The organism is Frigoribacterium sp. 2355 (genome assembly GCF_054060695.1).
The window spans coordinates 60,313-83,241 of sequence record NZ_JBSSDL010000013.1; the positions used below are offsets into that span (position 1 = coordinate 60,313).

The 22,929-nt window shown below is 72.9% G+C and carries 24 protein-coding genes and 1 pseudogene; 11 read left to right on the forward strand and 14 right to left on the reverse strand.

Translation table 11 applies throughout. The annotated features are described in order from the left end of the window. Positions 1-34 precede the first annotated feature (34 nt). Positions 35-496 carry a MarR family winged helix-turn-helix transcriptional regulator gene (locus ACVJ1F_RS13490; RefSeq protein WP_456886814.1) on the forward strand — a complete coding sequence of 154 codons (462 nt, stop codon included), beginning with the start codon at positions 35-37 and terminating at the stop codon, positions 494-496. Further along, positions 493-1,875 (forward strand): MFS transporter, encoded by a 1,383-nt coding sequence (locus ACVJ1F_RS13495; protein ID WP_159825865.1) that lies wholly within the window; start codon positions 493-495, stop codon positions 1,873-1,875. The genes ACVJ1F_RS13490 and ACVJ1F_RS13495 overlap by 4 nt, the downstream gene beginning before the upstream one ends. Positions 1,876-1,898: 23 nt before the next feature. Here the strand turns inward: ACVJ1F_RS13495 and ACVJ1F_RS13500 are convergent, their stop codons facing one another. Beyond that, positions 1,899-2,933 carry a YdcF family protein gene (locus ACVJ1F_RS13500; protein WP_456886816.1) on the reverse strand — a complete coding sequence of 345 codons (1,035 nt, stop codon included), beginning with the start codon at positions 2,931-2,933 and terminating at the stop codon, positions 1,899-1,901. A 148-nt stretch (positions 2,934-3,081) separates the two neighbouring features. Beyond that, positions 3,082-3,933, reverse strand: coding sequence for a cation-transporting ATPase (locus tag ACVJ1F_RS13505; RefSeq protein WP_456886818.1), 852 nt, complete (start codon positions 3,931-3,933; stop codon positions 3,082-3,084). 175 nt (positions 3,934-4,108) lie between these two features. On the opposite strand from ACVJ1F_RS13505, the gene ACVJ1F_RS13510 reads away from it, so the two are divergent. From ACVJ1F_RS13510 to ACVJ1F_RS13525, 4 genes are all read left to right on the forward strand, one after another. Further along, the gene (locus tag ACVJ1F_RS13510; RefSeq protein WP_456886820.1) at positions 4,109-5,182 is read left to right on the forward strand and encodes a hypothetical protein; all 1,074 of its coding nucleotides are present in this window, start codon (positions 4,109-4,111) and stop codon (positions 5,180-5,182) included. 38 nt (positions 5,183-5,220) lie between these two features. Next, positions 5,221-6,093, forward strand: a complete 873-nt coding sequence (locus tag ACVJ1F_RS13515) for an endo alpha-1,4 polygalactosaminidase (RefSeq protein WP_456886822.1) — start codon at positions 5,221-5,223, stop codon at positions 6,091-6,093. Between the two features lie 166 nt (positions 6,094-6,259). Next, on the forward strand, positions 6,260-6,544 hold the full coding sequence (locus tag ACVJ1F_RS13520; RefSeq protein ID WP_456886824.1) for a hypothetical protein: 285 nt from the start codon (positions 6,260-6,262) through the stop codon (positions 6,542-6,544). A gap of 29 nt (positions 6,545-6,573) precedes the next feature. After that, positions 6,574-6,792 (forward strand): hypothetical protein, encoded by a 219-nt coding sequence (locus tag ACVJ1F_RS13525; protein ID WP_456886826.1) that lies wholly within the window; start codon positions 6,574-6,576, stop codon positions 6,790-6,792. Between the two features lie 38 nt (positions 6,793-6,830). Here ACVJ1F_RS13525 and ACVJ1F_RS13530 read toward each other — a convergent pair whose 3' ends face one another. The 5 genes from ACVJ1F_RS13530 to ACVJ1F_RS13550 all read right to left on the reverse strand — a co-directional run bounded on the left by ACVJ1F_RS13530 (position 6,831) and on the right by ACVJ1F_RS13550 (position 11,116). Further along, a complete protein-coding gene (locus ACVJ1F_RS13530) occupies positions 6,831-7,031 on the reverse strand; it encodes a helix-turn-helix transcriptional regulator (RefSeq protein ID WP_371740395.1) in 201 nt (66 codons plus the stop codon). Beyond that, a complete protein-coding gene (locus tag ACVJ1F_RS13535; protein WP_173150693.1) occupies positions 7,028-7,207 on the reverse strand; it encodes a hypothetical protein in 180 nt (59 codons plus the stop codon). Before ACVJ1F_RS13535 ends, ACVJ1F_RS13530 begins: the two co-directional genes overlap by 4 nt. A gap of 392 nt (positions 7,208-7,599) precedes the next feature. Then, positions 7,600-8,445 (reverse strand): transglutaminase family protein, encoded by an 846-nt coding sequence (locus tag ACVJ1F_RS13540; RefSeq protein WP_456886828.1) that lies wholly within the window; start codon positions 8,443-8,445, stop codon positions 7,600-7,602. After that, entirely contained in the window at positions 8,442-9,368 is a 927-nt protein-coding gene (locus ACVJ1F_RS13545) for an alpha-E domain-containing protein (protein ID WP_056049358.1), read from the reverse strand. The genes ACVJ1F_RS13540 and ACVJ1F_RS13545 overlap by 4 nt, the downstream gene beginning before the upstream one ends. Further along, positions 9,362-11,116, reverse strand: coding sequence for a circularly permuted type 2 ATP-grasp protein (locus tag ACVJ1F_RS13550; RefSeq protein WP_456886831.1), 1,755 nt, complete (start codon positions 11,114-11,116; stop codon positions 9,362-9,364). Before ACVJ1F_RS13550 ends, ACVJ1F_RS13545 begins: the two co-directional genes overlap by 7 nt. A gap of 196 nt (positions 11,117-11,312) precedes the next feature. On the opposite strand from ACVJ1F_RS13550, the gene ACVJ1F_RS13555 reads away from it, so the two are divergent. The 4 genes from ACVJ1F_RS13555 to ACVJ1F_RS13570 all read left to right on the forward strand — a co-directional run bounded on the left by ACVJ1F_RS13555 (position 11,313) and on the right by ACVJ1F_RS13570 (position 15,624). Next, positions 11,313-11,525 (forward strand): hypothetical protein, encoded by a 213-nt coding sequence (locus tag ACVJ1F_RS13555; protein ID WP_056049364.1) that lies wholly within the window; start codon positions 11,313-11,315, stop codon positions 11,523-11,525. Positions 11,526-11,672: 147 nt separating this feature from the next. Beyond that, positions 11,673-11,942 (forward strand): GlsB/YeaQ/YmgE family stress response membrane protein, encoded by a 270-nt coding sequence (locus ACVJ1F_RS13560; protein WP_123520097.1) that lies wholly within the window; start codon positions 11,673-11,675, stop codon positions 11,940-11,942. A 106-nt stretch (positions 11,943-12,048) separates the two neighbouring features. Continuing rightward, positions 12,049-12,789: a phosphotransferase gene (locus tag ACVJ1F_RS13565; protein WP_456886833.1), complete on the forward strand. Its 741-nt coding sequence runs from the start codon at positions 12,049-12,051 to the stop codon at positions 12,787-12,789. Between the two features lie 120 nt (positions 12,790-12,909). Next, positions 12,910-15,624, forward strand: coding sequence for a phosphoenolpyruvate carboxylase (locus ACVJ1F_RS13570; RefSeq protein WP_456886835.1), 2,715 nt, complete (start codon positions 12,910-12,912; stop codon positions 15,622-15,624). Between the two features lie 79 nt (positions 15,625-15,703). On the opposite strand, the gene ACVJ1F_RS13575 is transcribed toward ACVJ1F_RS13570, so the two are convergent. From ACVJ1F_RS13575 to ACVJ1F_RS13595, 5 genes and pseudogenes are all read right to left on the reverse strand, one after another. Further along, a complete protein-coding gene (locus tag ACVJ1F_RS13575; protein WP_456886837.1) occupies positions 15,704-16,666 on the reverse strand; it encodes an SDR family NAD(P)-dependent oxidoreductase in 963 nt (320 codons plus the stop codon). Positions 16,667-16,734: 68 nt separating this feature from the next. Then, positions 16,735-17,361: a CDP-alcohol phosphatidyltransferase family protein gene (locus ACVJ1F_RS13580; protein WP_192124097.1), complete on the reverse strand. Its 627-nt coding sequence runs from the start codon at positions 17,359-17,361 to the stop codon at positions 16,735-16,737. Positions 17,362-17,537: 176 nt separating this feature from the next. Then, positions 17,538-17,972, reverse strand: coding sequence for an HhH-GDP family DNA glycosylase (locus tag ACVJ1F_RS13585; protein WP_402752178.1), 435 nt, complete (start codon positions 17,970-17,972; stop codon positions 17,538-17,540). A 202-nt stretch (positions 17,973-18,174) separates the two neighbouring features. Then, a complete protein-coding gene (locus ACVJ1F_RS13590; protein WP_456886856.1) occupies positions 18,175-19,260 on the reverse strand; it encodes an alkene reductase in 1,086 nt (361 codons plus the stop codon). Positions 19,261-19,368: 108 nt separating this feature from the next. Next, a pseudogene (locus ACVJ1F_RS13595) lies at positions 19,369-20,499 on the reverse strand (MFS transporter); the annotation flags it as partial. A gap of 22 nt (positions 20,500-20,521) precedes the next feature. On the opposite strand from ACVJ1F_RS13595, the gene ACVJ1F_RS13600 reads away from it, so the two are divergent. Then, positions 20,522-21,112: a TetR/AcrR family transcriptional regulator gene (locus tag ACVJ1F_RS13600; protein WP_402752179.1), complete on the forward strand. Its 591-nt coding sequence runs from the start codon at positions 20,522-20,524 to the stop codon at positions 21,110-21,112. A gap of 33 nt (positions 21,113-21,145) precedes the next feature. Here the strand turns inward: ACVJ1F_RS13600 and ACVJ1F_RS13605 are convergent, their stop codons facing one another. Beyond that, positions 21,146-22,054: an NAD(P)-dependent oxidoreductase gene (locus ACVJ1F_RS13605; RefSeq protein ID WP_456886858.1), complete on the reverse strand. Its 909-nt coding sequence runs from the start codon at positions 22,052-22,054 to the stop codon at positions 21,146-21,148. A 6-nt stretch (positions 22,055-22,060) separates the two neighbouring features. After that, entirely contained in the window at positions 22,061-22,810 is a 750-nt protein-coding gene (locus tag ACVJ1F_RS13610) for a lysophospholipid acyltransferase family protein (RefSeq protein ID WP_192124088.1), read from the reverse strand. Positions 22,811-22,929: the final 119 nt, after the last annotated feature.

Genomic DNA, 22,929 nt, shown 5'->3' on the forward strand with positions numbered 1-22,929 from the left:
CTTAGCCGAACTAAACGAGTATCGTGGCCCGGCGATGACCGAATCCGAGCCTCCTGCCCCCTCCGCCACCCGGGCCGTGCCGCACGCCCACCTCGCGACCGACGTGCGCGGCGCCGTGCTGCGACTCGCCCGACGCCTGCGCCAGCAGAAGGCCGACGCCGACGTCACCGACGCCCAGATGGCCGCCCTCGGCTACGTCGTGCAGAACCAACCGCTGACGATCGGGGCGCTGACCGCCCACGAGGGCGTCACTCCCCCGTCGATGAACCGGACCGTCGGCAAGCTCGTCGACGCCGGGCTGTTGCGCCGCACGGTCGACGACGACGACAAGCGCCGCGTGCTGCTCGAGACGACCGAGGCCGGTGCCGCCTTCGTCTTCGAGACGCGGCGACGTCGGGACGAGTGGCTCGTGCCCCGCCTCTCGGCCCTCACCGCCGACGAGCGCCGCACCCTGGCCGACGCCACCGAGATCCTGCGGAAGCTGACCCGTTCGTGAGCGCCATGTTCCGCAGCCTGTCGCTGTTCAACTACCGCCTCTGGTTCGCGGGGGCGCTCGTGTCCAACATCGGCACCTGGATGCAACGGACGGCGCAGGACTGGCTCGTCCTCACCGACCTGACCGACAACGACGCCACGGCCCTCGGCATCACCATGGCGCTGCAGTTCGCCCCGCCGATCCTGATGGTGCCGATCACGGGGCTGATCGCCGACCGGTTCGACCGGCGGCGGCTGCTGATGGTCACGCAGCTGAGCATGGGCCTGCTCGGGCTCGGCCTGGGCGTGCTCGTCCTCACGGACAGCGTGCAGCTCTGGATGGTCTACCTCTTCGCCCTCCTGCTCGGCGTCGCGGCCGCGATCGACGCCCCGGTGCGGCAGAGCTTCGTGTCCGAACTCGTGCCCCCCGGCCACCTGACGAACGCCGTCAGCCTGAACTCGGCGTCGTTCAACGGCGCACGCCTGGTCGGCCCCGCGGTCGCCGGCGTGCTGATCGCGACGATCGGCACGGGGTGGGTGTTCCTGATCAACGCCGGCTCGTTCGCGGCCGTGCTGCTGTCGTTGCGGTTCATCCGGGTCGCCCAGCTCGAGCTGAAGCCGGCCGTGTCGCGGGCCAAGGGCCAGATCCGCGAGGGATTCCGGTACGTGCGCGAGAGGCCCGACCTCGTCGTCGTCTTCGTCATGGTCTTCGTCATCGGCACCTTCGGCCTGAACTTCGCCATCTTCACCTCGACCATGGCCAGCGTCGAGTTCGGCGTCGACGCGAGCGGGTTCGGCCTGCTGTCGTCGGCGATCGCGGTGGGGTCGCTGGTCGGCGCCCTGCTCTCGGCCCGACGCGAGAAGCCCCGCTGGCGCGTGCTCGTCACGGCGGCCCTGGCCTTCGGCGTGACCTGCCTGGTCGCCGCCGTCATGCCGACCTACTGGAGCTTCGCCGCCGTGCTCGTCACCGTCGGACTCGCCTCGATCACCCTCATGACGACGGCGAACGCCACCGTGCAGCTGACCACGGCACCCCGCATGCGCGGGCGCGTCATGGCGCTCTACATGGCCGTCTTCACCGGCGGCACGCCCCTCGGCGCACCGATGGTCGGCTGGGTCGCGAACGTCGCCGGACCGCGGTGGGCCATCGGCGTCGCGGCGGCGTCGGGCTTCGTGGCGGCCGGCGTCGCGATCGTCTGGCTCGTCCGCGGGCAACACCTGCGGGTGCGCCGCGTCCGTGGGGGCGAGCCCGAGCCCGTGACCGGAGCGCTGCCCGTGCTCGGGGCGGGCCGGTTCCACTACCGCCTGCAGCACGACGGCGACGCGGCCGCCGTCCGGGCGCGCGACGAGACCGCGGCCGAGCTCGCCGTCGACGAGGGCACGGCGACGCGACCGTCCTGACCAGGAGGCGCGGCGCCGGCGGGTCAGAGGCGCGCGTAGACCAGCAGGGACGCCAGCAGCACGACGAACGGCGCGATCAGCAGCACGTTGAGCAGCTTGTGCTCGACCATCACGGCGACCCACTCGCGCAGGAAGGCGCTCGGCACGTAGTACGCGGCGGTGGGCGCCCCGACCACGTCGGCGCTGCTGCCGGCGTCCCGCGCCAGCAGCGCGGCGCGCAGCACGTGGTAGTTGTTCGTCACGACGAGGGTCGACCCGGTCCGACCGGCGTCGGCGAGCACCTCCCCCGACAGCACGAGGTTCTCGCGGGTCGAGCGCGACTCGGTCTCGGGCAGCACGTCGGCCGGGTCGGCCCCCTGGGCGATCAGGTACTCGGCCATGGCCTCGCCCTCGGGACGCGGTTCGTCGGCCCCCTGACCGCCCGACGGGACGAGCACCGGCCGCCTCACGCCCTCGGAGGTCGCGCGGTAGATCGCCAGCGCCCGGTCGAGTCGGCTGCGCAGCAGCGGCGGCACCTCGCCGCGGATCAGTCCGGAGCCGAGCACGATCAGGGCGTCGGGCTGCTCGCGCACCCGGGGTCGGGCGTAGACGAGCGACCACAGGGTGAACGCGGCGAACGTGAGCGCGGCGTAGCCGGTGACGAAGACCACGACGATGCCGAGCCCCACGGCTGCGTCCTGGATGGCCGCGACGTCCGACCGGCGACCGGCCTCGACGATCACGACGACGAGCAACGGCACGCCGATCAGCGCGATGCCGACCAGCAACGACAGCAGGTTGCCGAGGCTGCGCCCTTCGGACCGGAGCATGGTGACGCCGTTCGCGATCGCGAAGACGGCGAGCGCGAGGACGAGCAGGGGCACGAGCGCCACGGCGACGAGGAACACGAAGACGAGCGGCGGGAACGCCGCGACGAGGACGTTCGCGGCGGCGACGACCCCGAAGCCCCCGGCCATCAAGAGGAACACCCCGTTGCGGAACCGCCGGGCGTCCCGCCGACGCGACGCGGCGAAGAGCAGCAGGAAGACGACGGCGATGCCGGCCGAGATCGCGGTCATGAGCAGAGGCTACCCGCGCGAGGCCCCGGGAAGTCGCTCGGACCCCCGCGCGCGCGGGAGGGTCTCGGCGAGTTCCTGGGGCCTCAGGACGCGAGCCGCGCGGGCGCGAGCCGCGTGGGCGCGAGCCGCGCCGCCGCGGGCCGCGCGGTCAGCGGTCGAAGAGGTTGCCGAGGCCGGGGATCTGGAAGCCCTCGCCGAGGTTGCCGAGCTGGTCGCCCAGTCCACCCACCTGCTCGCCGAGTCCGCCGACCTGCTCGCCGAGTCCGCCGAGGTACTCCTCGCCGCCCGCGGTCAGGCCGTCCAGCCCCTCGAAGCCGAAGCCGTTGGTCAGCTGGTCGAAGTCGATGCCCGACGTCACGGCGTCGGACAGCAGGGGCAGGGCGACGCTGCTGACGGCGGCCGCCCCGGCCACGGCGACCGCGAGGCCCGCGACCCCCGCCACTCCGGCGCCGACCGCGGCACCTGCCGCGACCTTGCCCCCCGTGCTGCCGAGCACGCGCTTCATCAGGCCGGGGTGTGCGGTCTCGCCCCGGGTCGCCGCCCGGGCGAGGTCGGCCGGGGCGCTCGACGCGGGACGCTCGCCCGCGGGCACCTCGGCGCTCAGGCGGGTGAGCACCTGCTGACGCTGCTCGGGGGTGAGGCGCTCGAAGGCGTCGCGGTGGACCTGCTCGAGCTGCTGCGGCGGGGCGGTCTGCAGCAGGTAGTCGTACTTGGCGAGGGCCGCGCGGTCCGCGGCGGACCCCTGGGGGGCGTGGCCCCCGGTGGCCGGGCGCCCGACACCCCGCTGCGGCGCCCCGTACCCGTCGCGCTGGGGCTGGCGGCCGCCCTGCTGCGGCTGCCCGTCCTGGCGGTCGTCGCCGGTCACCTTGTCGGAGACCTTGCGCACCACGTCACGCCAGTCGGTGGAACCACCGGTCGCGCCACCGCGGCCGGACGAAGAAGAAGAGGAGTTGCCGAGCGCACGCGCGGCGGCACCCAGGAGACGGTCGAAGTTGGCCATGCGAGCGATCATCCCGGGCCCGCATCCGAGAAGCCCCCGCAGAAGCCGAGCATCGCCCGGGAACGGCGCGTCCACCGCTGCGGGTTACGGTCGAGCCCTCCTCCGGGTTACATTCGCAGGGGACGTCCGCGCGGGCCCGACCCGCGACGCGCGCTCCATCCTCAGGAGGTGTCGCATGGGCAAGGCAGCAGTCACGGGCTGGGTCGCCCTCGCGATGCTGGTCTCGGGCGCGGCGCTCGTCCTCGCCGCCACCTTCCGCCTGGCCACGGTCGGGCTCTTCGCCGGCGGCTTCCTGCCCATCGGCGACCTCGACTTCGTCACCATCGCGATCTGGCTGCTCGGTGCCGCCCTCGTCGTCGGCGGCGTCGCCCTCGCCCTCGTCGGGCTGACCGACCGGGTGCTCGGCGCCCTGCCGCGCGACGAGCCGGAGCACCCTCTCGAGCACGAGGCCGTCCGCGAGACGACACCGGCCCCCGTCCGACCGACCACCCAGGAGGCGCGGGTCCTGTCCGCGGGACGGCCGACGGCCGCCCCCGTGGTCGCGTCCGCCGCCGTGGTCGCGTCCGCCCCCGTCCTCGCCGCCACACCGACGCCGGCGATCGCCTCTGCCACGGGTACGCCCGTCGAGACCGCGTCCACCCCCTCCGCCGTGCCCGAGCAGGCTCCCGCCGGGCCGACCCTCGCCGAACGCCTGCGTCCCGTGCTGTCGTCCGCCGCCACCCGGGTCGCGTCCGCCGTGCGCGCCACGGGTGACGCCCTGGCCCGGGCCGGTCGGGCCACGGCCCGGGGCGTCCGTCGCGCCTCCTTGGCCGTGGTCGCGTGGGTCCGACGCACCACCCCGGTCGTCGTCGCCTGGTTCCGCACGACCGGCACCACCGTCGCGACGCGCACCCGACCGGCCGCCCGCTCGACCTGGGACGGCGTGCGTCACGGCAGCCGGGCCACCGCGGCCGGTGCCGTCGTCGCCGCCCGGGCCACGGGGGCGACCGCGCGTCGCGCCTCCTCCGCCGCCGCAGCCAGGGCCCGTGAGAACGCGCGCAGCCTGGCGGACGCCCGCGCCGCCGCCCGACAGGCCGAGCACGACCGCGAACTGGCCCGCGAAGCCGCGCGCCTCGACTTCCTGACCTCGCGCCGCGCCCCCGCCGCCCCGGCCACGTCGCCCACCGCCACGGTGGTCACCGCGGGGGCCACCCCCGCCGAGGCCGCGGTCGGCGAGCGCGAGTCCGCGCCGCTGTCGCACACCGCCTGACGGTCGGCCCGGTCGCTCGACTCACCTAGGCTCGCCGCATGCGCACACGCCTCGGACTCGTCGGACTCGTCGGACTCGCGCTGGTCGTGACGGGCTGCACGGGCGTCGACGCCGGGGCCGGTGAACGACCCGAGCGCGCCTCCACGTCCGCGGTGGGGGCCTCGGGGGCCGCGACGGCCGACGGCGTCGTGCTGCCGCCCGAAGGCGCCCGCTTCGACTACCAACTGGGAGGCGCGTCGCCGGTCCCCGACGGAGCCACGGTCGTCGCCCGCGACAGCACCGACGACCCCGCCGACGACGTCTACGGCATCTGCTACGTCAACGGGTTCCAGACCCAACCGGGCGTCGAGTGGCCGGACGAGCTGCTCGTGCGGACGCCCGACGGCGAACCGCTGGTCGATCCCGGCTGGCCGGACGAGCACCTGTTCGACCTGTCCTCGGAGGCGAACCGGCAGGCCGTGGCGGAGCGCCAGGCGTCGACGATCGACGGCTGCGCCGCCTCGGGCTACCAGGCGGTCGAGTTCGACAACCTCGACTCGTGGACGCGGTCGGACGACGCCTTCGGGGAGGACGACGCGGTCGCCTTCGCGACGCTGCTCGTCGCGCGGGCCCACGCGGCGGGGCTGGCGACGGCGCAGAAGAACACCGCCGACCTCGGCGCCCGGGGCCGCGACGAGGTCGGCTACGACTTCGCCGTCACCGAGGAGTGCGACCGCTACGACGAGTGCGACGCCTTCACGGACGTCTACGGCGGGCTCGTGTTCGACGTCGAGTACACCGACGACCTGCGCGGCTCGGTCGCCGAGGTGTGCGCCCGCGTCACCGGGCTCGCCCCGCCCCCCTCGACCATCGTGCGCGACCACGACCTGGTGCCGGCCACCGACCCGGCCCACGCCTACACGGCCTGCTGACCCGGGCCTGCTCGGCCTCGGGACAAAGATGGTCCTCACCCACCGAAACTTCGATCCTTCGATCAGGCCAGCGGCATTACGTCGCGTGAGATACCTATTGCTTCAAATATCGGCTTCTCCTAGTTTGACAGCGGGCACAGACCCCACTGTCAAAAAAGGAGTTGAGATGAAACGAATCCGTGCCGTCACCTCGGCCACTGCATTGGCTGCAGTCATGCTTCTCGTGAGCCCTTTGGGCGCATCCGCCGACACACAGACTGAGGTGGAAGCAGCCATCTCGCGGCCGGCGATCACCAACTCGGACTGGAACGAGGCGCTCATGGAGCTTGACGTGGCTGGCCTGGTCACCTCTTCGACGCCGAATGCGGACGGTTCGACAACCTCCGTCGTCGACCTGGGCGAAGGGATGACATTCGAGGCGACCTCCGCCCCCCCCGGGAGTCACGTCTGAGTGGGGGCAGCGATTCGCGAGGTCTCTACGTGAAGTTTAATCAAGTCGATCAAGACGCCCTCATCGCAGGAGCGGGCTTTGCACTCGGTGCCGCCATCTGCGCGATCCCCGCTGTCGGGCAGGTCGCTTGCGTCGTCGTCGGCGCCATCATCACGGCCGCCACTGTCGCAGCGAGCGCCATGGGCAAATGCAAGAACAACAAACAACTCAAGGTGTACGTGAACAGTCGCGCCGCATCCTGCGTCTGATCCAAGGTGAGGGTTCGGCTCCGAGCGGAGGCGAACCCTCACCCTGCCTCGCGAACATCGAAGGCGGCCTCCACGTCGACGTGGAGCGCATCAGCGATGGCGAACGCCAGAACGAGTCCAGGCGTGTGTCGTTCCTTCTCGATGGAATGGATGGTCTGACGCGACACCCCAACCAGCGAAGCCAGGGCTGCCTGCGTCAGACCCGTTCCCACTCGGAGACGTGCTACGTCGTTCTTCACGCGGCGAGCCGGGTAGACAGCAGGTAGCGCGCCCAGAAGTCCGTGATTGCGACGACGGTGACCAAGAGCACGGCCAGCGACGCCGGAATCCAACTCCCTGACAGCAGCAGCAAGAGACCCGTCGCGGGAAGGACGATCAGGAGGTCGGCGAAGGCGCAGGCCCCGGCTCTCTGCACCAAGGAAGCCTCCAGCCCGGACGGAGCATCCATCCGAGATCGATTCCTGGCTCGTCGTACGACAAGGCCAACGGAGACGATGGCGATGAAGAGCATGCCGAAAGCCGTGATCCTCCCGACCTGGGACCAGACCCCTGTTGCTGACGCGCTCACCCCGAACCCCAGGACCATGGCGAGGACCGCTGCGGCGGGAATCGAATAGGGCATGTGAGTTCTCATGACTGTCTCCTTGACCGTCGAGTGCCGGATCCCTGCGGCCCCGACCATTCGACCGCAGTCGATCATCAGATGTCAAGCCTGCTTGTCATGACACGCATTGGTGGCCCATGCCCGAATGCCGGCCACCGACCCGGCCCACGCCTACACGGCCTGCTGACCGGCGCCGGGCGGGCCTAGGCCTTGCGGGTGATCTCGACCGTGACGAAGAGCTCGCTGTTCGACGACCCCGCGTAGACCCCGCGCAGCGGCGGCACGTCGCGGTAGTCGCGGCCCTGGCCGACGACCACGTGCCTTTCGCCGATGTCGATCAGGTTGGTGGGGTCGTAGCCGTGCCAGGTGCCGCAGAAGAACTCCACCCAGGCGTGCGACTCCCCCGTGACGGTCTCGCGCAGCTCGGCCGAGGGCTTCGGGTGCAGGTAGCCGCTGACGTAGCGCGCCGGGATGCCCGCCGCCCGCAGCGCACCGACCGTGACGTGGGCGATGTCCTGGCAGACGCCGGCCCGGGCGGCCCACGACTCGGCGGCCGTGGTCTTCACGTTCGTGACGCCGGGCAGGTACCGGACCGCGCCTCCGACCGTCTCGCAGATCGCCATCGCGGCGGCGCACGGATCGGCGTGGGTCGCCCGTGCCTCGGTTCCGACCGCGGCCAGGTCGGCCGGAGGCGCGGTGAGGGGCGTCTGCGCGAGGTGTTCGACGAACGACGTGCTGGCCCCCGCGACCGCCGCCAGGTCGTCCCACGAGATCGTCTCGGACGGATGCGCCTGCGGTCGCACCTCGACGAGCGAGGTCGCGGTCAGGGAGAGCTGCCGGTGCGGCAGCAGCACCTCGAACGACGACACCCGCGTGCCCCAGTAGTCGACGTACTCGTGAGAGGCGGCGACCGGCTCGATGCGCAGGTGCGACGAGAGCACGAACTGGCCCTCGGTGTGCGCCGGCAGCATGCGCGCCTCGTTGTAGCTCGCGACGGCCTCGCCCTGGTACGAGAAGCCCGTGACGTGCCGGATGCGCAGGCGGCTCACGAGCGCTCCCCCACCCAGGTGGGCGCGGCGCTCGTCGGGAAGTACCGCTGCCTGATCGCCTCGGAGGCGGCGCTCGTCGCGGCCTGCACGGTGTCCATCTGCCCGGGCAGGTCGTCGAGGATGTCGCCGATCGGCCGGAACTCGAGCTCGCTGCGCATCTGCCCGAGGATCCGCACCCCGCTGTCGGAGGCCGCGACCCGGTGGGTCGTCGGCTCGACCTCGCGCAGACAGGCCTCGGCCCGGCTGATCGCGAAGAGCACGCTGCGTGGGAACAGCCGGTCGAGCAGGAGGAACTCGGCCGCGTTGCGGGCGCTCGGCACGCCCCGGTAGGTGCGCAGGTAGGCCTCGTACGCGCCGCACGACCGCAGGATCGTCGTCCACGACGGGCCCGACGCCTCGGTGAGCGTGCGGGTCGCGAGCAGGCGCGCGGTCATGTCGGCCCGCTCGATCGACCGGCCGAGGGTGAAGAACTGCCACACCTCGTCGCGGCTCGTCGCGCTCTCGATGATCCCGACGGCGAGCGCGCTGCGTTCGCGCACCCAGGCGAAGAACTCGTGCACCTTGTCGTCGGCGACCTTGCGCGGCATGCGGGCGCGCGTCGTGTTGAGGCACTCCCACAGCTCGGTCGAGACGATCTCGCGGGCCCGGCGGGCGTTCTCGCGGGCGGCGCCGAGCGAGTAGGCGATCGACGCCGGGTTGTGCCGGTCGACCGCGAGCATCGACAGGACGTCGCTGCGGGCGAGGTCGCCCTCGGGGGCGTCGCTGCCCATCACGGCGAGCAGGCTGCGACAGGCGACGTCCTCCTCGATCCAGGGGTCCTCGAGCAGCAGCTGCAGGTGCACGTCGAGGATGCGGGCCGTGCCGTCCGACCGCTCGATGTAGCGGCCGATCCAGAACAGGCTCTCGGCGATGCGGCTCAGCATGATGGTCCTTCGGTCGGGGTCGTCCCGTGGTCGGGAACGCGGGACGCAGGAGGCACGGGTCGGCTTCGTGACCCGGCCCGCCCCTCCTTCGTCTGTTGCTGTTGCGCCTGCTGGTCGTTGCGGGGGTCGTCCTGGGGCGCGTGGTCGGGACTGTGGTCGGCGGCCGAGGCCGCGGCCGCGGCGACCTGCTCGGGGGTGATCACCGGGAGCGACTGCGTCGGGGTCGTCTGCTCGGCGATCAGGGCGCTGACGTCGTGACCGGCCCAGGCGTTGACGTCGCCGCCGACGATCCAGGTGTCCTTCGAGCCGCCGCCCTGGCTGCTGTTGACGACGAGCTGGCCCTCGGGCAGCGCGACCCGGGTCAGGCCGCCGGGCAGCACCCAGACGTCGTCGCCGTCGTGCACGGCGAAGGGCCGCAGGTCGGCGTGCCGAGGGCGGAGTCCGTCGTCGACCAGGGTCGGGATCGTGCTGAGCTGCACCACGGGTTGCGCGATCCAGCCGCGGGGGTCGCGTCGCAGCTGGGTGCGCAGGTCGTCGAGCTCGCGGCGGCTGGCGGCCGGGCCGACGACGAGGCCCTTGCCGCCCGAGCCGTCCACGGGCTTCACGACGAGCTCGTCGAGCCGGTCGAGCACCTCGTCGAGGGCCCCGGGGTCCTCGAGCCGCCAGGTGTGCACGTTCGGCAGCAGGGCGTCCTCGCCCAGGTAGTAGCGGATCAGCTCGGGCAGGTAGGTGTAGACGAGCTTGTCGTCGGCGACGCCGTTGCCCACCGCGTTCGCGATCGTCACCGTGCCGAGACGGGCGGCCATCAGGAGGCCCGGCGAGCCGAGCACGGAGTCGGCCCGGAACTGCAGCGGGTCGAGGAACTCGTCGTCGACGCGGCGGTAGATCACGTCGACGCGTTCGGGTCCGCCGGTGGTCCGCATGAAGACCCGGCCGCCGGAGCAGTAGAGGTCGCGACCCTCGACCAGTTCGACGCCCATCAGGCGGGCCAGCAGCGTGTGCTCGTAGTAGGCCGAGTTGAACACCCCGGGGGTCAGCACGACGACGGTCGGTTCGTCGACTCCCGACGGGGCGCTCTTCTTGAGGGCGGCGAGCAGCCGGTTGGGATAGTCGCCCACTGGCCGCACGCGCATCGAGACGAACAGCTCGGGCAGCGTCTGCGCCATGACGCGACGGTTCGAGATGACGTAGCTGACGCCGCTCGGCACGCGCACGTTGTCCTCGAGCACGCGCCAGGCTCCGGCCTCGTCCCGGACCAGGTCGATGCCGCTGACCTGGATGCGCACGCCGTTGGCCGGGTCGATGCCGCTCGCCTGCCGGTGGAAGTGGCTCGAGCTCGTGATGAGGCTCGCGGGGATGACCCCGTCGGCGATGGCGGTCTGCGGGCCGTAGACGTCGGCGAGGAACGCCTCGAGGGCCTTGACCCGCTGCTTGATGCCGCGCTCGACGGTGGTCCACTCGGCGTGCTCGACGACCCGGGGCACGGCGTCGAGCGGGAACGGCCGCTCCTCGCCGGCGAAGTCGAAGGTGACGCCCTGCGCCAGGTACGAGTCGGCCAACGCCGCGGTGCGGCCGCGCAGGTCGTCCTGCGTCATGCCCTCGAGGGTCGCGTGGATCTCGTGGTACGCCCGACGGGGCGTGCCGTCGCGCTCGAACATCTCGTCCCACGCGGCGGCCGGCGGACGGGCGCCGGTCGCCCGGGCCGCGGCACCCGTGGTGGTCGCGTATCCCTCGAAGAGCTCGCCCATGGCTCGACGCTAGCCAGGAGGTGTTGCCGGGGTGTTTCGGTCGTGCGGCGGGGGTGTGTCGGGGTGGAGCCCGGCGAGGGACGGGACAAAAGCGAACACCGGGAACTTCCCACCAATCCGATTTGTAACAGAGAACTCCCAGGAGGAATAGCGTGAGCCCCGAACGACAAGAACGTCCCACCGGGAGGACCACCACATGCGCTTCAAGTACCTCGTCATCGCCCTCATCGCGTTCCTCGCGTACACCTACGGCGCCAAGGCCGGGAAGGGCCGCTACAAGGAGATCAGCAACTTCTTCGGCTCGTTCTGGAACGACCCCAAGGTGAAGAAGGCGCGTGCCCAGGCCAAGAAGGACGTCACCAAGGCCCGCAAGGCCGCGGTGAAGAAGGCCCGCAAGGCCGCGCACTAGTCCTCTCGACCGCTGGGGCCCGAGAGGACGACCTTCTCACGGGCCTCTTCGCATGCGGTCGTCACCCAGACCCCGCTGACACGCACCCGACCCCGACCGTCTCAGCAGCACCCGCGCACTCCGCGCACCAACGAAAAGGACCACATCATGGGCTTCCTCGCCTTCATCCTCCTCGGCCTCATCGCCGGCGCCATCGCCAAGCTCATCCTCCCGGGCAAGCAGGGCGGCGGCTGGATCGCCACCCTGATCCTCGGTGTCATCGGCGCCCTCATCGGTGGCTGGATCGGCGGAGCCGTCTTCAACGTCGGCTACGACGGCTTCTTCAGCATCCAGAGCTGGATCATCGCGATCCTCGGTGCGCTCGTCGTCCTCGTCATCTGGGGCTTCATCACCGGCCGCAAGGGCAGCCGCGCGTAAGCAGCTCCCCCCGCACCACGACAGAGCGGGCCGTCCCTCCGGGGGCGGCCCGCTCCGTCGTGCCCGGGGCGGGTGCGGGTGCCGTGGCGGGTGCGAGACTCGGGGCATGTGGACGCAGAACCGGCCCGACCCCGACGCCGAGGTGCCGGAGGCGGTGGTCACGGCCGCGCGCGGCGACGCCATCACCGCGGTGTGGCGCAACGAGGCCGGCGGCACCACCTACCGCCTGGGCGAGGGCCCGACCCGGCGCTTCGTGAAGTGGGCCCCGTACGGCAGCGGCCTCGACCTGCACGCCGAGGAGATGCGGCTGCGCTGGGTCGTCGACTTCACCCCCGCCCCCCGCGTGCTCGAGATCGGCGGTGACGACGAGGGCGAGTACCTCGTCACGGCGGGCGTGCCCGGGCGCAGCGCCGTCGACCTGCTCCGGGCCGCGGACCCGGCGACCGTCGTGCGCGAGGCGGGACGGGGGCTGAGGCGACTGCACGACGCGTTGCCGGTCGACGAGTGCCCGTTCAGCTGGTCGGTGGACGACCGGATCGCGACCAGCGAGAAGGCGCGCGCCGTGCCTCCTGACCTCGGCGACCCGCCGCCCGTCGACCTCCTCGTCGTCTGCCACGGCGACCCGTGCGTGCCCAACACGCTGATCGGCGACGACGGCCTCTGGTCGGGGCACGTCGACTTCGACGCCCTCGGCGTCGCCGACCGCTGGGCCGACCTCGCGGTCGCGACGATGAGCCTCGGCTGGAACCACGGCCCCGGCTTCGAGCAGACCTTCCTCGACGCGTACGGCGTCGCCGACGACCCCGTCCGCACGGCGTACTACCGGGCGCTCTGGGCCGCGACGTGAGCCGGATCGCGCCGTGTCGCGGGTCACGACGCCACGATGTGGGCACCGCGCCACGATTAAACATGGCGGCGTGACCACATCGTGGCGTCATGGAGCGCCCGGGTCGTCCAAGATGGTGCGGTGACCGACATCGAGACCACACGACGACACGACGGCAGCCGTGACGACATCAGCGGCGCCGTCGACGGCAGCCTCCGTCAGGACGTCAGCTACCTCGGCAGCCTGCTCGGCCGGGTGCTGCGCGAATCCGGCGGCGACGAACTCTTCCAGGCCGTCGAGGACGTCCGGGCCGCCGTCATCGCCGCCTACGAGGGAGCCGACGGCGCGAGCCTCGACGACGCCCAGCGCCTCGTCGACGCCCTCGACCAGGGGCTGGCCGAGCAGGTCGCCCGCGCCTTCACCTGCTACTTCCACCTCAGCAACCTCGCGGAAGAACACCACCGCGTCCGCGTGCTGCGCCGCCGCGGCAGCGAGGCAAGCGCCGCGGGCGACTCGGTCTCGGCCACGCTGCGCCAGCTCACCGAGGAGGTCGGGGCCGAGGAGGCCTCCAAGCGACTCGACGCGCTGCGCTTCCACCCCGTGCTCACCGCGCACCCGACCGAGGCCCGCCGCCGTGCGGTCGCGTCGAGCATCCGTCGGATCAGCGACCTGATGACCGACCGCGACCGGCTCGAGAACGACGTGGCCGTGGCCGAGGCCGAACGCCGCCTCCTCGAGGAGGTCGACACGCTCTGGCGCACCTCGCCGATCCGCACCACGCGGCCGACCCCGCTCGACGAGGTCCGCACGGCCATGAGCATCTTCGACCAGACGCTCTTCGAGATCGTGCCGCAGGTCTACCGTCTGCTCGACGACCGCCTGCTCGGTGACGCCGCCGGCCGCGAACCCGCCGTCGCCCCGGCCTTCATGCGCCTCGGCACCTGGATCGGCGGAGACCGCGACGGCAACCCGCACGTGACCGCCGAGGTCACCCGGGCCGCCGCCGACATCGCCGCCGAGCACGTGCTGCTGGGCCTGCACCGCGCGACCAGCCGCATCGGCGGCACCCTGACCCTCGACGAGGCCGAGACCCCGGCCTCCGCCGAGCTGGTGTCCCTCGCGGAGGCGCAGCGCCGGATGGACGCGGAGGTCGCGTCCCGCATCGGCGTGCGCTCGCCCCACGAGCTGCACCGCCGGGTGCTCATGTTCGTCGCGGCCCGCATCGACGCCACCCGTCGCGAAGGGGCCCCGCTCGCCTACGGCCACCCGGACGAGTTGCTCGCCGACCTGCGCGTCGTGCAGCAGTCGCTGCGCGCGGCCGGCGCGCACCGCAGCGCCAACGGTGACCTGCAGGGCCTCGTCTGGCAGGTCGAGACGTTCGGCTTCCACCTCGCCGAACTCGAGGTGCGCCAGCACTCGCAGGTGCACCGCACGGCCCTCGCCGAGCTCCGGGCGGCCGACCCGGTGGCGGGCGGGGAGCAGTCCACCGGCGGCGACGCCGGGTCCGACGCCGCGCCTCCTGCACGCAGCGAGACGACCGACGAGGTCCTCGCGGTGTTCCGCACGATCGCCGACCTGCAGAAGCGCTACGGCGTGCGGGCCGCGTCGCGCTACATCGTGTCGTTCACGCAGTCGTCGGCCGACCTGGCCACCGTCTACGAGCTCGCCGAGCGCGCGATGGGCGACGAGCCCGCACCCGTGCTCGACGTGATCCCGCTGTTCGAGACGTTCGCCGACCTCGAGGCCAGCACGCGCATCCTCGACGAGGCCCTCCAGACCGAGGCGGTGCAGAAGCGCCTCGCGGCGACCGGTCGCCGCCTCGAGGTCATGCTGGGCTACTCGGACTCGTCGAAGGACGTCGGGCCCGTCTCGGCGACCTTCGCGCTCTACTCCGCCCAGGCCCGCATCGCCGACTGGGCCGCCGAGAACGACATCGAGCTGACGCTGTTCCACGGTCGCGGCGGCGCCCTCGGCCGCGGCGGCGGACCGGCGAACGAGGCCGTGCTGGCTCAGCCGCCGGCATCGGTCGACGGCCGCTTCAAGATCACCGAGCAGGGCGAGGTCATCTTCGCCCAGTACGGCAACAAGACCATCGCCGCCCGGCACGTCGAGCAGATGGCCGCGGCCACGCTGCTGGCCTCGAGCCCGTCGAACGAACAGGCCAACGCGACGGCCGCCACCCGGTTCGCCGAGGTCGCCTCGACGATGGACGTCGCCTCGCGCGAGGCGTTCTTCGGCCTCGTCAAGGCCGACGGCTTCGCCTCGTGGTTCGCGGCCGTCACCCCGATGGAGGAGGTCGGCCTGCTCGCGTTGGGTTCCCGTCCCGCACGTCGAGGCCTCTCGGTCGAGTCCCTCGAGGACCTCCGGGCGATCCCCTGGGTCTTCGCCTGGACGCAGGCCCGCATCAACCTCGCCGGCTGGTACGGCCTGGGGTCGGCCCTCGAGGCCGTGGGCGACCTCGACCTGCTCCGTGAGGCCTACGCGACCTGGCCGCTCTTCTCGGCGATGATCAAGAACGTCGAGATGTCGCTCGCCAAGACCGACGAGCACATCGCCCGCGAGTACCTGGCGCTGGCCGACCGCGACGACCTCGCCGGACGCGTCCTCGACGAGATGGCCCGCACGCGCAAGTGGGTGCTCGCGGTCAGCGGCCACGGCGAGGTGCTCGACGGCCGCCCGGTGCTGAGCCGCGCGGTGCGGCTGCGGTCGCCCTACGTCGACGCGCTCTCCCTGCTGCAGCTGCGCGCCCTGCGGGCGATCCGCGTCGCGGGCGGAGGCGACCCGGCGGACGCCGACCACCGCCTCCTGCTGCTGAGCGTCAACGGGATCGCCGCCGGGCTGCAGAACACGGGCTGACGCCCAGGGGCAGGGCGCAGGAGGCGCGGGCGGGGTCGTCGACCCGGCCCGCGCCTCCTGCGTCCTGTGCCGGCGTCGGTCAGGCGAGCAGCTGCTCGCTGAGCGCCCAGAGGCGGTCGGACTGCTCGGGGTCGAGGGCGTAGTCCTTGACGCCGCGACCGCGGGCGTCCTCGCGGAACGGCTCGGCCTCGGCGACGTCCTCGAAGTAGCGGGCCCCGACGCCCTCGGCGAGGGGGTGGACGGCCACGAAGACCGACGTCGCGGCCCCCTGCTGCGTGGACTTGAACGCCGGGTTGGGGGTGCCGTCCTCGTCGATCCAGCCGCGGTCGAGCATCTCCTGCTTGGGCAGGTGGCGCTGCAGCGGCGTCATGATGCCGCCCGGGTGCACGGCGTTGGCGAGCACGCCGTCGTCGGCCCAGCGCTGCGTGACGCCGACCGCGAAGAGCGAGTTCGCGGTCTTCGACTGGCCGTAGGCCGACCACGGGTCGTACTCGCGACGCTCGAACATCACGTCGTCGAACACGACGGGCGAGAAGTGGTGGCCGGTCGAACTGAGCGACACGAGTCGCGACGGGGTGCCCGAGGCCTGGGCGCCCTCGACCAGGGCACCTCGGAGCGCGTTCGCGAGGGCGTAGTGACCGAGGTGGTTGTTGCTGAACTGGAGTTCCCACCCCTCGGGGGTGCGGGTCTCGGGCGTGGCCATGATGCCGGCGTTGTCGATGAGCACGTCGAGCGGGCCCTGCCACGCGTCGGCGAAGGCCTGCAGGGTGTCGCGCTTCTCGAGGTCGAGGATCGCGGCACGGACGGTGCCGCCGCCGTCGCCGGTGCTCTCGCGGATGTCGGCGACGGCCTGGTCTCCCTGTTCAGGGCGGCGCACGGCGAGGGTCACGTCGGCGCCGGCGGCGACGAGGGAGCGGGCGGTCTCGATGCCGATGCCGGACGCGGCGCCGGTCACGACGATGCGCCTGCCGGTCAGGTCGAGGCCGTCGACGACCTCGTCCGCGGTGGTGGCGGCGCTGAAGGGGGTGGTGATGCGAGTCATGGGGTTGACGCTACGCCCGGGCCCCGGGCGGGCGGTCAGGCCCTGGACGGCGGTCGGACCCCGGACCGTCAGGCGGTTCGGCGGGCGCGACGGGTGCGGACGAGTGCCGCGGCGTAGAGGACGGCGGCGACCCAGTGGCCGACGAGTCCGGCCCAGAGCACCACGAGGCCGATCGTGCGGGCGACGGCACCGGCGTCGGCGAGCGGGGCCGACGCCGCGCCTCCCGATCCGCCGAACTGGTCCACGACCGCGGCCGCGACCAGCACGAGCAGCAGCCCGACGAAGATGAGAGCGGTGCGGATCTTGCCGACCCACGTCACCGGGAACGAGGCCCCGGCCAGCACGAACAGGGCGTAGGCGCTCAGCAGCAGGTCGGGCACGAGCAGCAGCGGCAGCACCGGCCACGGCACGAGACCGCCCGCGACGAACGCGATGACGACCACGATCACGGTGATGCGGTCCGCCACCGGGTCGAGCCACCGGCCGAGCTCGGAGGTGGTGTTCGTCCGGCGGGCGATGAACCCGTCGAGGAAGTCGGTCACGAAGACGACCGCGATGACGACCATCGCCGACCAGTAGTGCTGACCCACGATCAACACGAGGAACACCGGCAGCAGCAGCAGCCGGGCCGCCGAGATGGCGTTGGGCACGGTGCGCCATTCGTCCTGTCGGAACAGCTTGTCGACGAGCGTCACGGGGCCCCCTCTGCACGATCGCGCGGACCGTCGGTGCCGGTCGCACCGATCACACCCGAGGAGGCGCGGGTCGCGCCCCCGAGATCGCCTCGAGTCTACGGGTGCCCCGCTCCCGACCCGGGGACGCCTCCGCCGTCCGGCGGTGCCGTCAGGCGGTGCCGTAGAGGGCGGTGCCGTCAGGCGGTGCCGTAGAGGGCGTCGGGCAGCTCCCGCGTGAAGATCTCGGCCGTCTTCGGGCCGACGCCCTTCAGGTCGGTGAGGCGGCGGGTCAGCTCGGCACGGTCGGCCGACGACCGCACGAGGTGGTTCACCGACCCCCAGTCGGAGTCGATGCGCCCCATGACCTCGTGCAGCTCGTCGCTCATCACGTGGTCGATGCGGGCGTAGCCGGCCTCGTCGAGCAGCCGGCGCAGCCCCTCGTGGTCGTGCTCGGCGAAGCGTGCGGGGCTCGTCAGCCCGTGGTCGACGAGCACCTGGTAGGTCTCGGCGGCCACGCTCTGCTGCACGGGCCGGCCGAACAACACGCTCGCGAGCAGCCAGCGGTACAGCTGCTGCGGTGAGCCCTCGCTCACGTCGATCCCGAGGTCGGACGGGTGCTTCACGTCGGTCATGCCGTCCTGTCTACGCCGGGTGCGCGGCGCGGGTGACGCGACCCGCGCCTCCTCGGCTCGCCGTGCGCCGGCGGCCGCGCGGACCGGCCGCACGGGCCGGCCGCGCGGACCGGCCGCACGTCGAAGGACCCCGCCCCGGGCGACCGACCACGGCAGGACGTGGTGGGTCACCCGGGACGGGTTCCGCGGTGCAGGCGCCGGACTAGCGCGCGGCGTGCTCCAGCGTCGGGTAGTCCGTGTAGCCCTCGGCACCCTCGGCGTAGAACGTGGCGGGGTTCGGCTCGTTGACCTCGTGGTCACCCTTCCACCGCTCGACCAGGTCGGGGTTGGCGATGGCGAAGCGGCCCACGGCGACGGCGTCGGCCTGGCCGTCGGCGACCTCGGCGATGGCCTCGTCGCGCGTGGTGATCTGACCGAAGCCGCTGTTGGCGATGAAGGCACCACCGAAGCGCGTGCGGAGGTCCTGGACGAGCTCGCCGCGCAGGTCGGCCTGCAGCACGCTGAGGTAGGCGAGGCCGAGCGGCGCGAGGCCCTCGACGAGCGCACGGTAGACGGCCGTCACGTCGGCGACGTCGGTCTCGACGACGTCCTGGATGTTGTGCATGGGCGACAGGCGGATGCCGACGCGGCCGGCACCGATCGCCTCGGCCACGGCGGTCGCGGTCTCGATCGCGAGGCGGGCGCGGTTCTCGGGGGTTCCGCCGTACTCGTCGGTGCGGACGTTCGAGACGGGCGAGAGGAACTCGTGCAGCAGGTAGCCGTTGGCGCTGTGGATCTCGACGCCGTCGAGCCCGGCCTCGAGCACGGCGCGCTTCGACGCGGCGACGATGTCGGCCGTGACCTGGTGGACCTCGTCGGTCGTGAGGGCGTGCGGCACGGGGAAGTCGACCTTGCCGGTGGCGGTGTGCACCTGGCCGTCGATGGCGATCGCGCTGGGGGCGACGATGCGGGCGGTGCGCGTGATGTCGGTGTGCGAGACGCGTCCACCGTGCATGACCTGCATGACGATCTGGCCGCCCTCGGCGTGGACGGCCTCGGCGACGCGCTTCCAGCCGGCGACCTGCTCGTCGGTGACGATGCCGGGCTGACCGTCGTAGGCCTTGGACTCCTGCGAGGGCCAGGTGCCCTCGGTCGTGATCAGACCGAAGGAGGCGCGCTGACGGTAGTGCTCCACCACGACGTCGCCCGGAACGCCGTCGTCGCCGGAGCGGAGACGGGTGAGGGGCGCCATGACGAGGCGGTTGCGCAGCTCGAGCTGGCCGAAGGTGGCGGGAGAGAAGAGGTCCAAGGGTGGTCCTTCCGAACGGTGACGCGCCCTCGGGCGGGGGCGCTCGTGGGGCAACGCCCCCGTTGCACGATGCATTCCCCGGCCCGCGAGGCCCGGGAGCGCCGCGAGGAGGGCGCCGAGGGCTGCCACGGCGAGGGCCACGCCGTAGCCGCCGGTCCCGACGAGCGCGCCCAGGACGACGGCCCCCACGGCCTGGCCCAGCACCAGCAGCACGAAGAGCAGGGCCGTCCCGCTCGCGGCCCGCTCGGCGTCGATCTCGGCCGTCCAGGCGATCAGCGCACCCGTCGCCGCCGTGTAGGCCCAGCCGAAGGCCGCGCAGGCCACGAACGCCACCGGCACGACGCCCGGCAGGGTCGCCAGCCCGGCCGTGCCCGCCGCCATCACGGCCAGCGTGAGCGTCCAGACCGCCCCGGGGGCCAGGCGCGCCAGCGGTCGAGCGGTGGCGATGACGGCGGTGCCGCCCGCGCCGAGGCAGACCCAGGCCCCGACCGACAGCTCGGCCGCCACCCCGGCGTCGACCAGCACCGTGCGCCCGAAGTTCCAGACCCCGGCCGAGGCGGCACCGGCGAGCAGCGCCGCGACCAGCACCCACCGGTGGTCGACGAACCACGACCGCGGGGGCAGGAGGTCGCGTCCGACCGAGGTCGCGGCACCCGTCGCGTCGCTCGGTCGAGCCACGGAGCCGCGGTGGTCGAGCACGAGGACGGCCCCGGCCGCGACGATCGCTCCCCCGACGGCCGCCCACCACGCGAGTCGCCAGTCGGGCAGCACGGCGGACGCCAGGAGTCCCGCCGCCACGAGGCCCGGGCCCGTCCCGGCGTTGACGACCGTCTGGCCGCGCGCCTGCCGTCCGTGCTCGAGACCGCGCTGCAGGAGGCGCACCAGGGCCGGCGACGCGAGGCCGGCTCCGGCCGAGCTGAGCACGGCCGCGAGCGCGAACGGCACCACGTCGGGCGCGAGGGCCATGCCCGCGGCACCGATCGAGGCCGCCGCACCCGCCGTGACGACCAGGCCTCGTGGGTGCCGGGCGGACGCTGCGAACCCCGCCACCGCGCCGGCGACGTAGGCGAGCGATCCGCCCGACGAGATCAGCCCGGCGACGCCGGCGTCGAACCCGAGGTCGGCCTGCGTCTCGGGCAGGTACAGCCCGTAGGCGAGGCGGACCAGGCCGTAGGTCACGGCGATCAGGGCCGTGCCGGCCGCGACGAGCCCGGAGCCATTCGAAAACGTACGTTTCATTTTCACAGCCTAAGCTGTCCGCATGCCCCTGCGCCCGGCCAGCGAGAAGAAGATCCTCGATGCCGCCGACGACCTGTTCTTCACGAACGGCATCGCCGCGACGCCCGTCGACGCCGTCCTCGCCCGCGCCGGCGTCTCGGCCGCGACGATGTACCGCGGCTACCGCAGCAAGGAGGCGCTGGTCGCCGCAGCGCTGACCCGTCGCCACCACGACTGGCTCGCCACCTGGGACGCCGCCGTCGCCCGGTGCGACGAGGCAGGCCCGCGCCTCCTCGCGGTCTTCGACGCGTTGGACGACTTCCGGTCCCGCCCGACGGGGGCGCGCTGGTGTGCGTTCCTCGCCTCGGCGGCCGAGTACGTCGATCCTCCCGCCGACGTCGCCGAGGCCGTACGGCTCGACACCGAGACGCTGCGGACGCGGCTCACCGACCTGGCACGCCCGCTCGTCGGCCCCGAGGCCGAGGGCCTCGCCGAACGCCTGCTGCTGGTGGTCACCGGCGACCTCGCCATGCGACTCCGCGAGCCCGACCGCGACACGACGACGGGCCGGGCCGTCGCGGCGTCGCTCATCGCCGCCGCCGGCGCCACCGGCCCCACGAGTCCCGGCCGCTGAGACCCTCCTGCGCGCGCGAGGGTCTCGGCGGTCCTACGGGGTCTCGGCGGAACCGTCCCGGTCGAAGCCGGTGCGGACCGCGGCGATGTCGTCGCCGCCGTGCCCCCGGTCGGCCGCCGTGGCGTAGACGCCGGACAGCGCCTCGAGCAGACCGGTGTCGAAGCCGGTGCCCTGGGCGGCCTCCTGCATGAGCTCGAGGTCCTTGCGGATGCCGTCGAGCGCGAACTGGGCCGGGTAGTCGCCGGCGATCATCGTCGCGCCCTTGAGGTGCGCGTACGGGGTGTCCGACTGGCCCCCGTCGATGGCGTCGAGGAAGAGCTGCGGGTCGAGGCCCAGGGCCTCCGTCAGCGCGAGCGACTGGGCCGTGGCGGCGGTGATCGTGGCGATCCACGCGTTGGCGGCGAGCTTCAGCGCCGTGCCCTGCCCGACCGTGTCGCCCGCGACGATCGTCTTGGATCCCATGGCGTCGAGGACCGGACGCACGGCGTCGAGCAGGGCGTCGTCGCCGGCGGCCAGCATGACGAGCTTCCCCGTCGCGGCCGGCTTCTTCGTGCCGAGCATCATCGCCTCGACGAGCCGGAGTCCGTGCCCGTCGGCCGTCCGGACGACGCGGGCCGTGTCGGCCTCGCCGATGGTGCTGGCCTGCACCCACACGGTGTCGGCACCGCTCGCGTCGGCGGCCTCGTCGAGGACCTCGAGCACGGCGTCGCCGTCGAACAGCACGGTGACGACCACGTCGGCGCCCTCGACCGCCTGCCGCGCCGTGTCGGCGACCACGGCACCGTCGGCGGCGAGCGGCTCGGCCTTCGACCTCGTGCGGTTCCAGACCGTGACGTCGAACCCCTCGCGCAGCAGTGTCCCCGCCACGCCCTGACCCATGATGCCCGTCCCGAGCACTGCGACCTTCATGGCCCCGACGCTACGCCCGGGACGCGCGAGCAGCGCGGCTCAGTCGAGCGGATCGGGCCCGACGGGGTCGGGCCGCATCGCGCGACGCACCCGGGCGACGACCGAGGGAGCGGGCGGATCGTTGTAGACGCCCGCCTCGACCTGGCCGCTGAGGCGCTGGACGGCCGCCATCACCTCGTCGGTGGCGTGCCGACGAGCCCGACCCGACTTCGCCTCCCCGTGGTGCGAGAGGTCGATGGGCTCGCCGAACTCGACGGTGACCTTCCGGAGGCGCGGGAAGCGCGTGCCCACCGGCTGCAGTTCCTGCGTCCCCGTGAGGGCGACCGGCACGACCGGGGCCCCGCTCGTGAGCGCGAGCCAGGCGACGCCCGTCCGGCCGCGGTAGAGCCGCCCGTCGAGGGAGCGCGTCCCTTCGGGGTAGATCGCGAACGCGTCACCGTCCGTCAGCTTGCCGAGGCCCAGGTCGAGGGCGTGCTGCGCGGCGGACCCGGCCCCTCGCTCGACGCCGATCGCGCCGATGCCGGTGAAGAAGGCCCGCGACGCCCGACCCTTGAGGCCCGAGCCGGTGAAGTAGGCGTTCTTCGCGAGGAACGAGACCTGACGGGGTGCCATGAGGGTGATCACGACGCTGTCCATGAACGAGAGATGGTTGCTGGCCAGGATGACGGCGCCGCGCCGCGGGACGTTGCGGCGCCCGATCACCCGGGGGCGCCAGACCGCGCGCACCAGGGGTGACAGGACCGAACGGCTGAGGGTTGTGAGCACGCTCCACTGTGCCCGACGCCACATTCCCCGAGGCGCATGGCTCGCCTGTGCGCCTCACCCGGGGGCCCTCGGTACCCACCCGCACCACCCGATTCGGGGAACAACGGGTGTCCCCCTCAGGGAGGATTGCCGCCGCCGGAGCC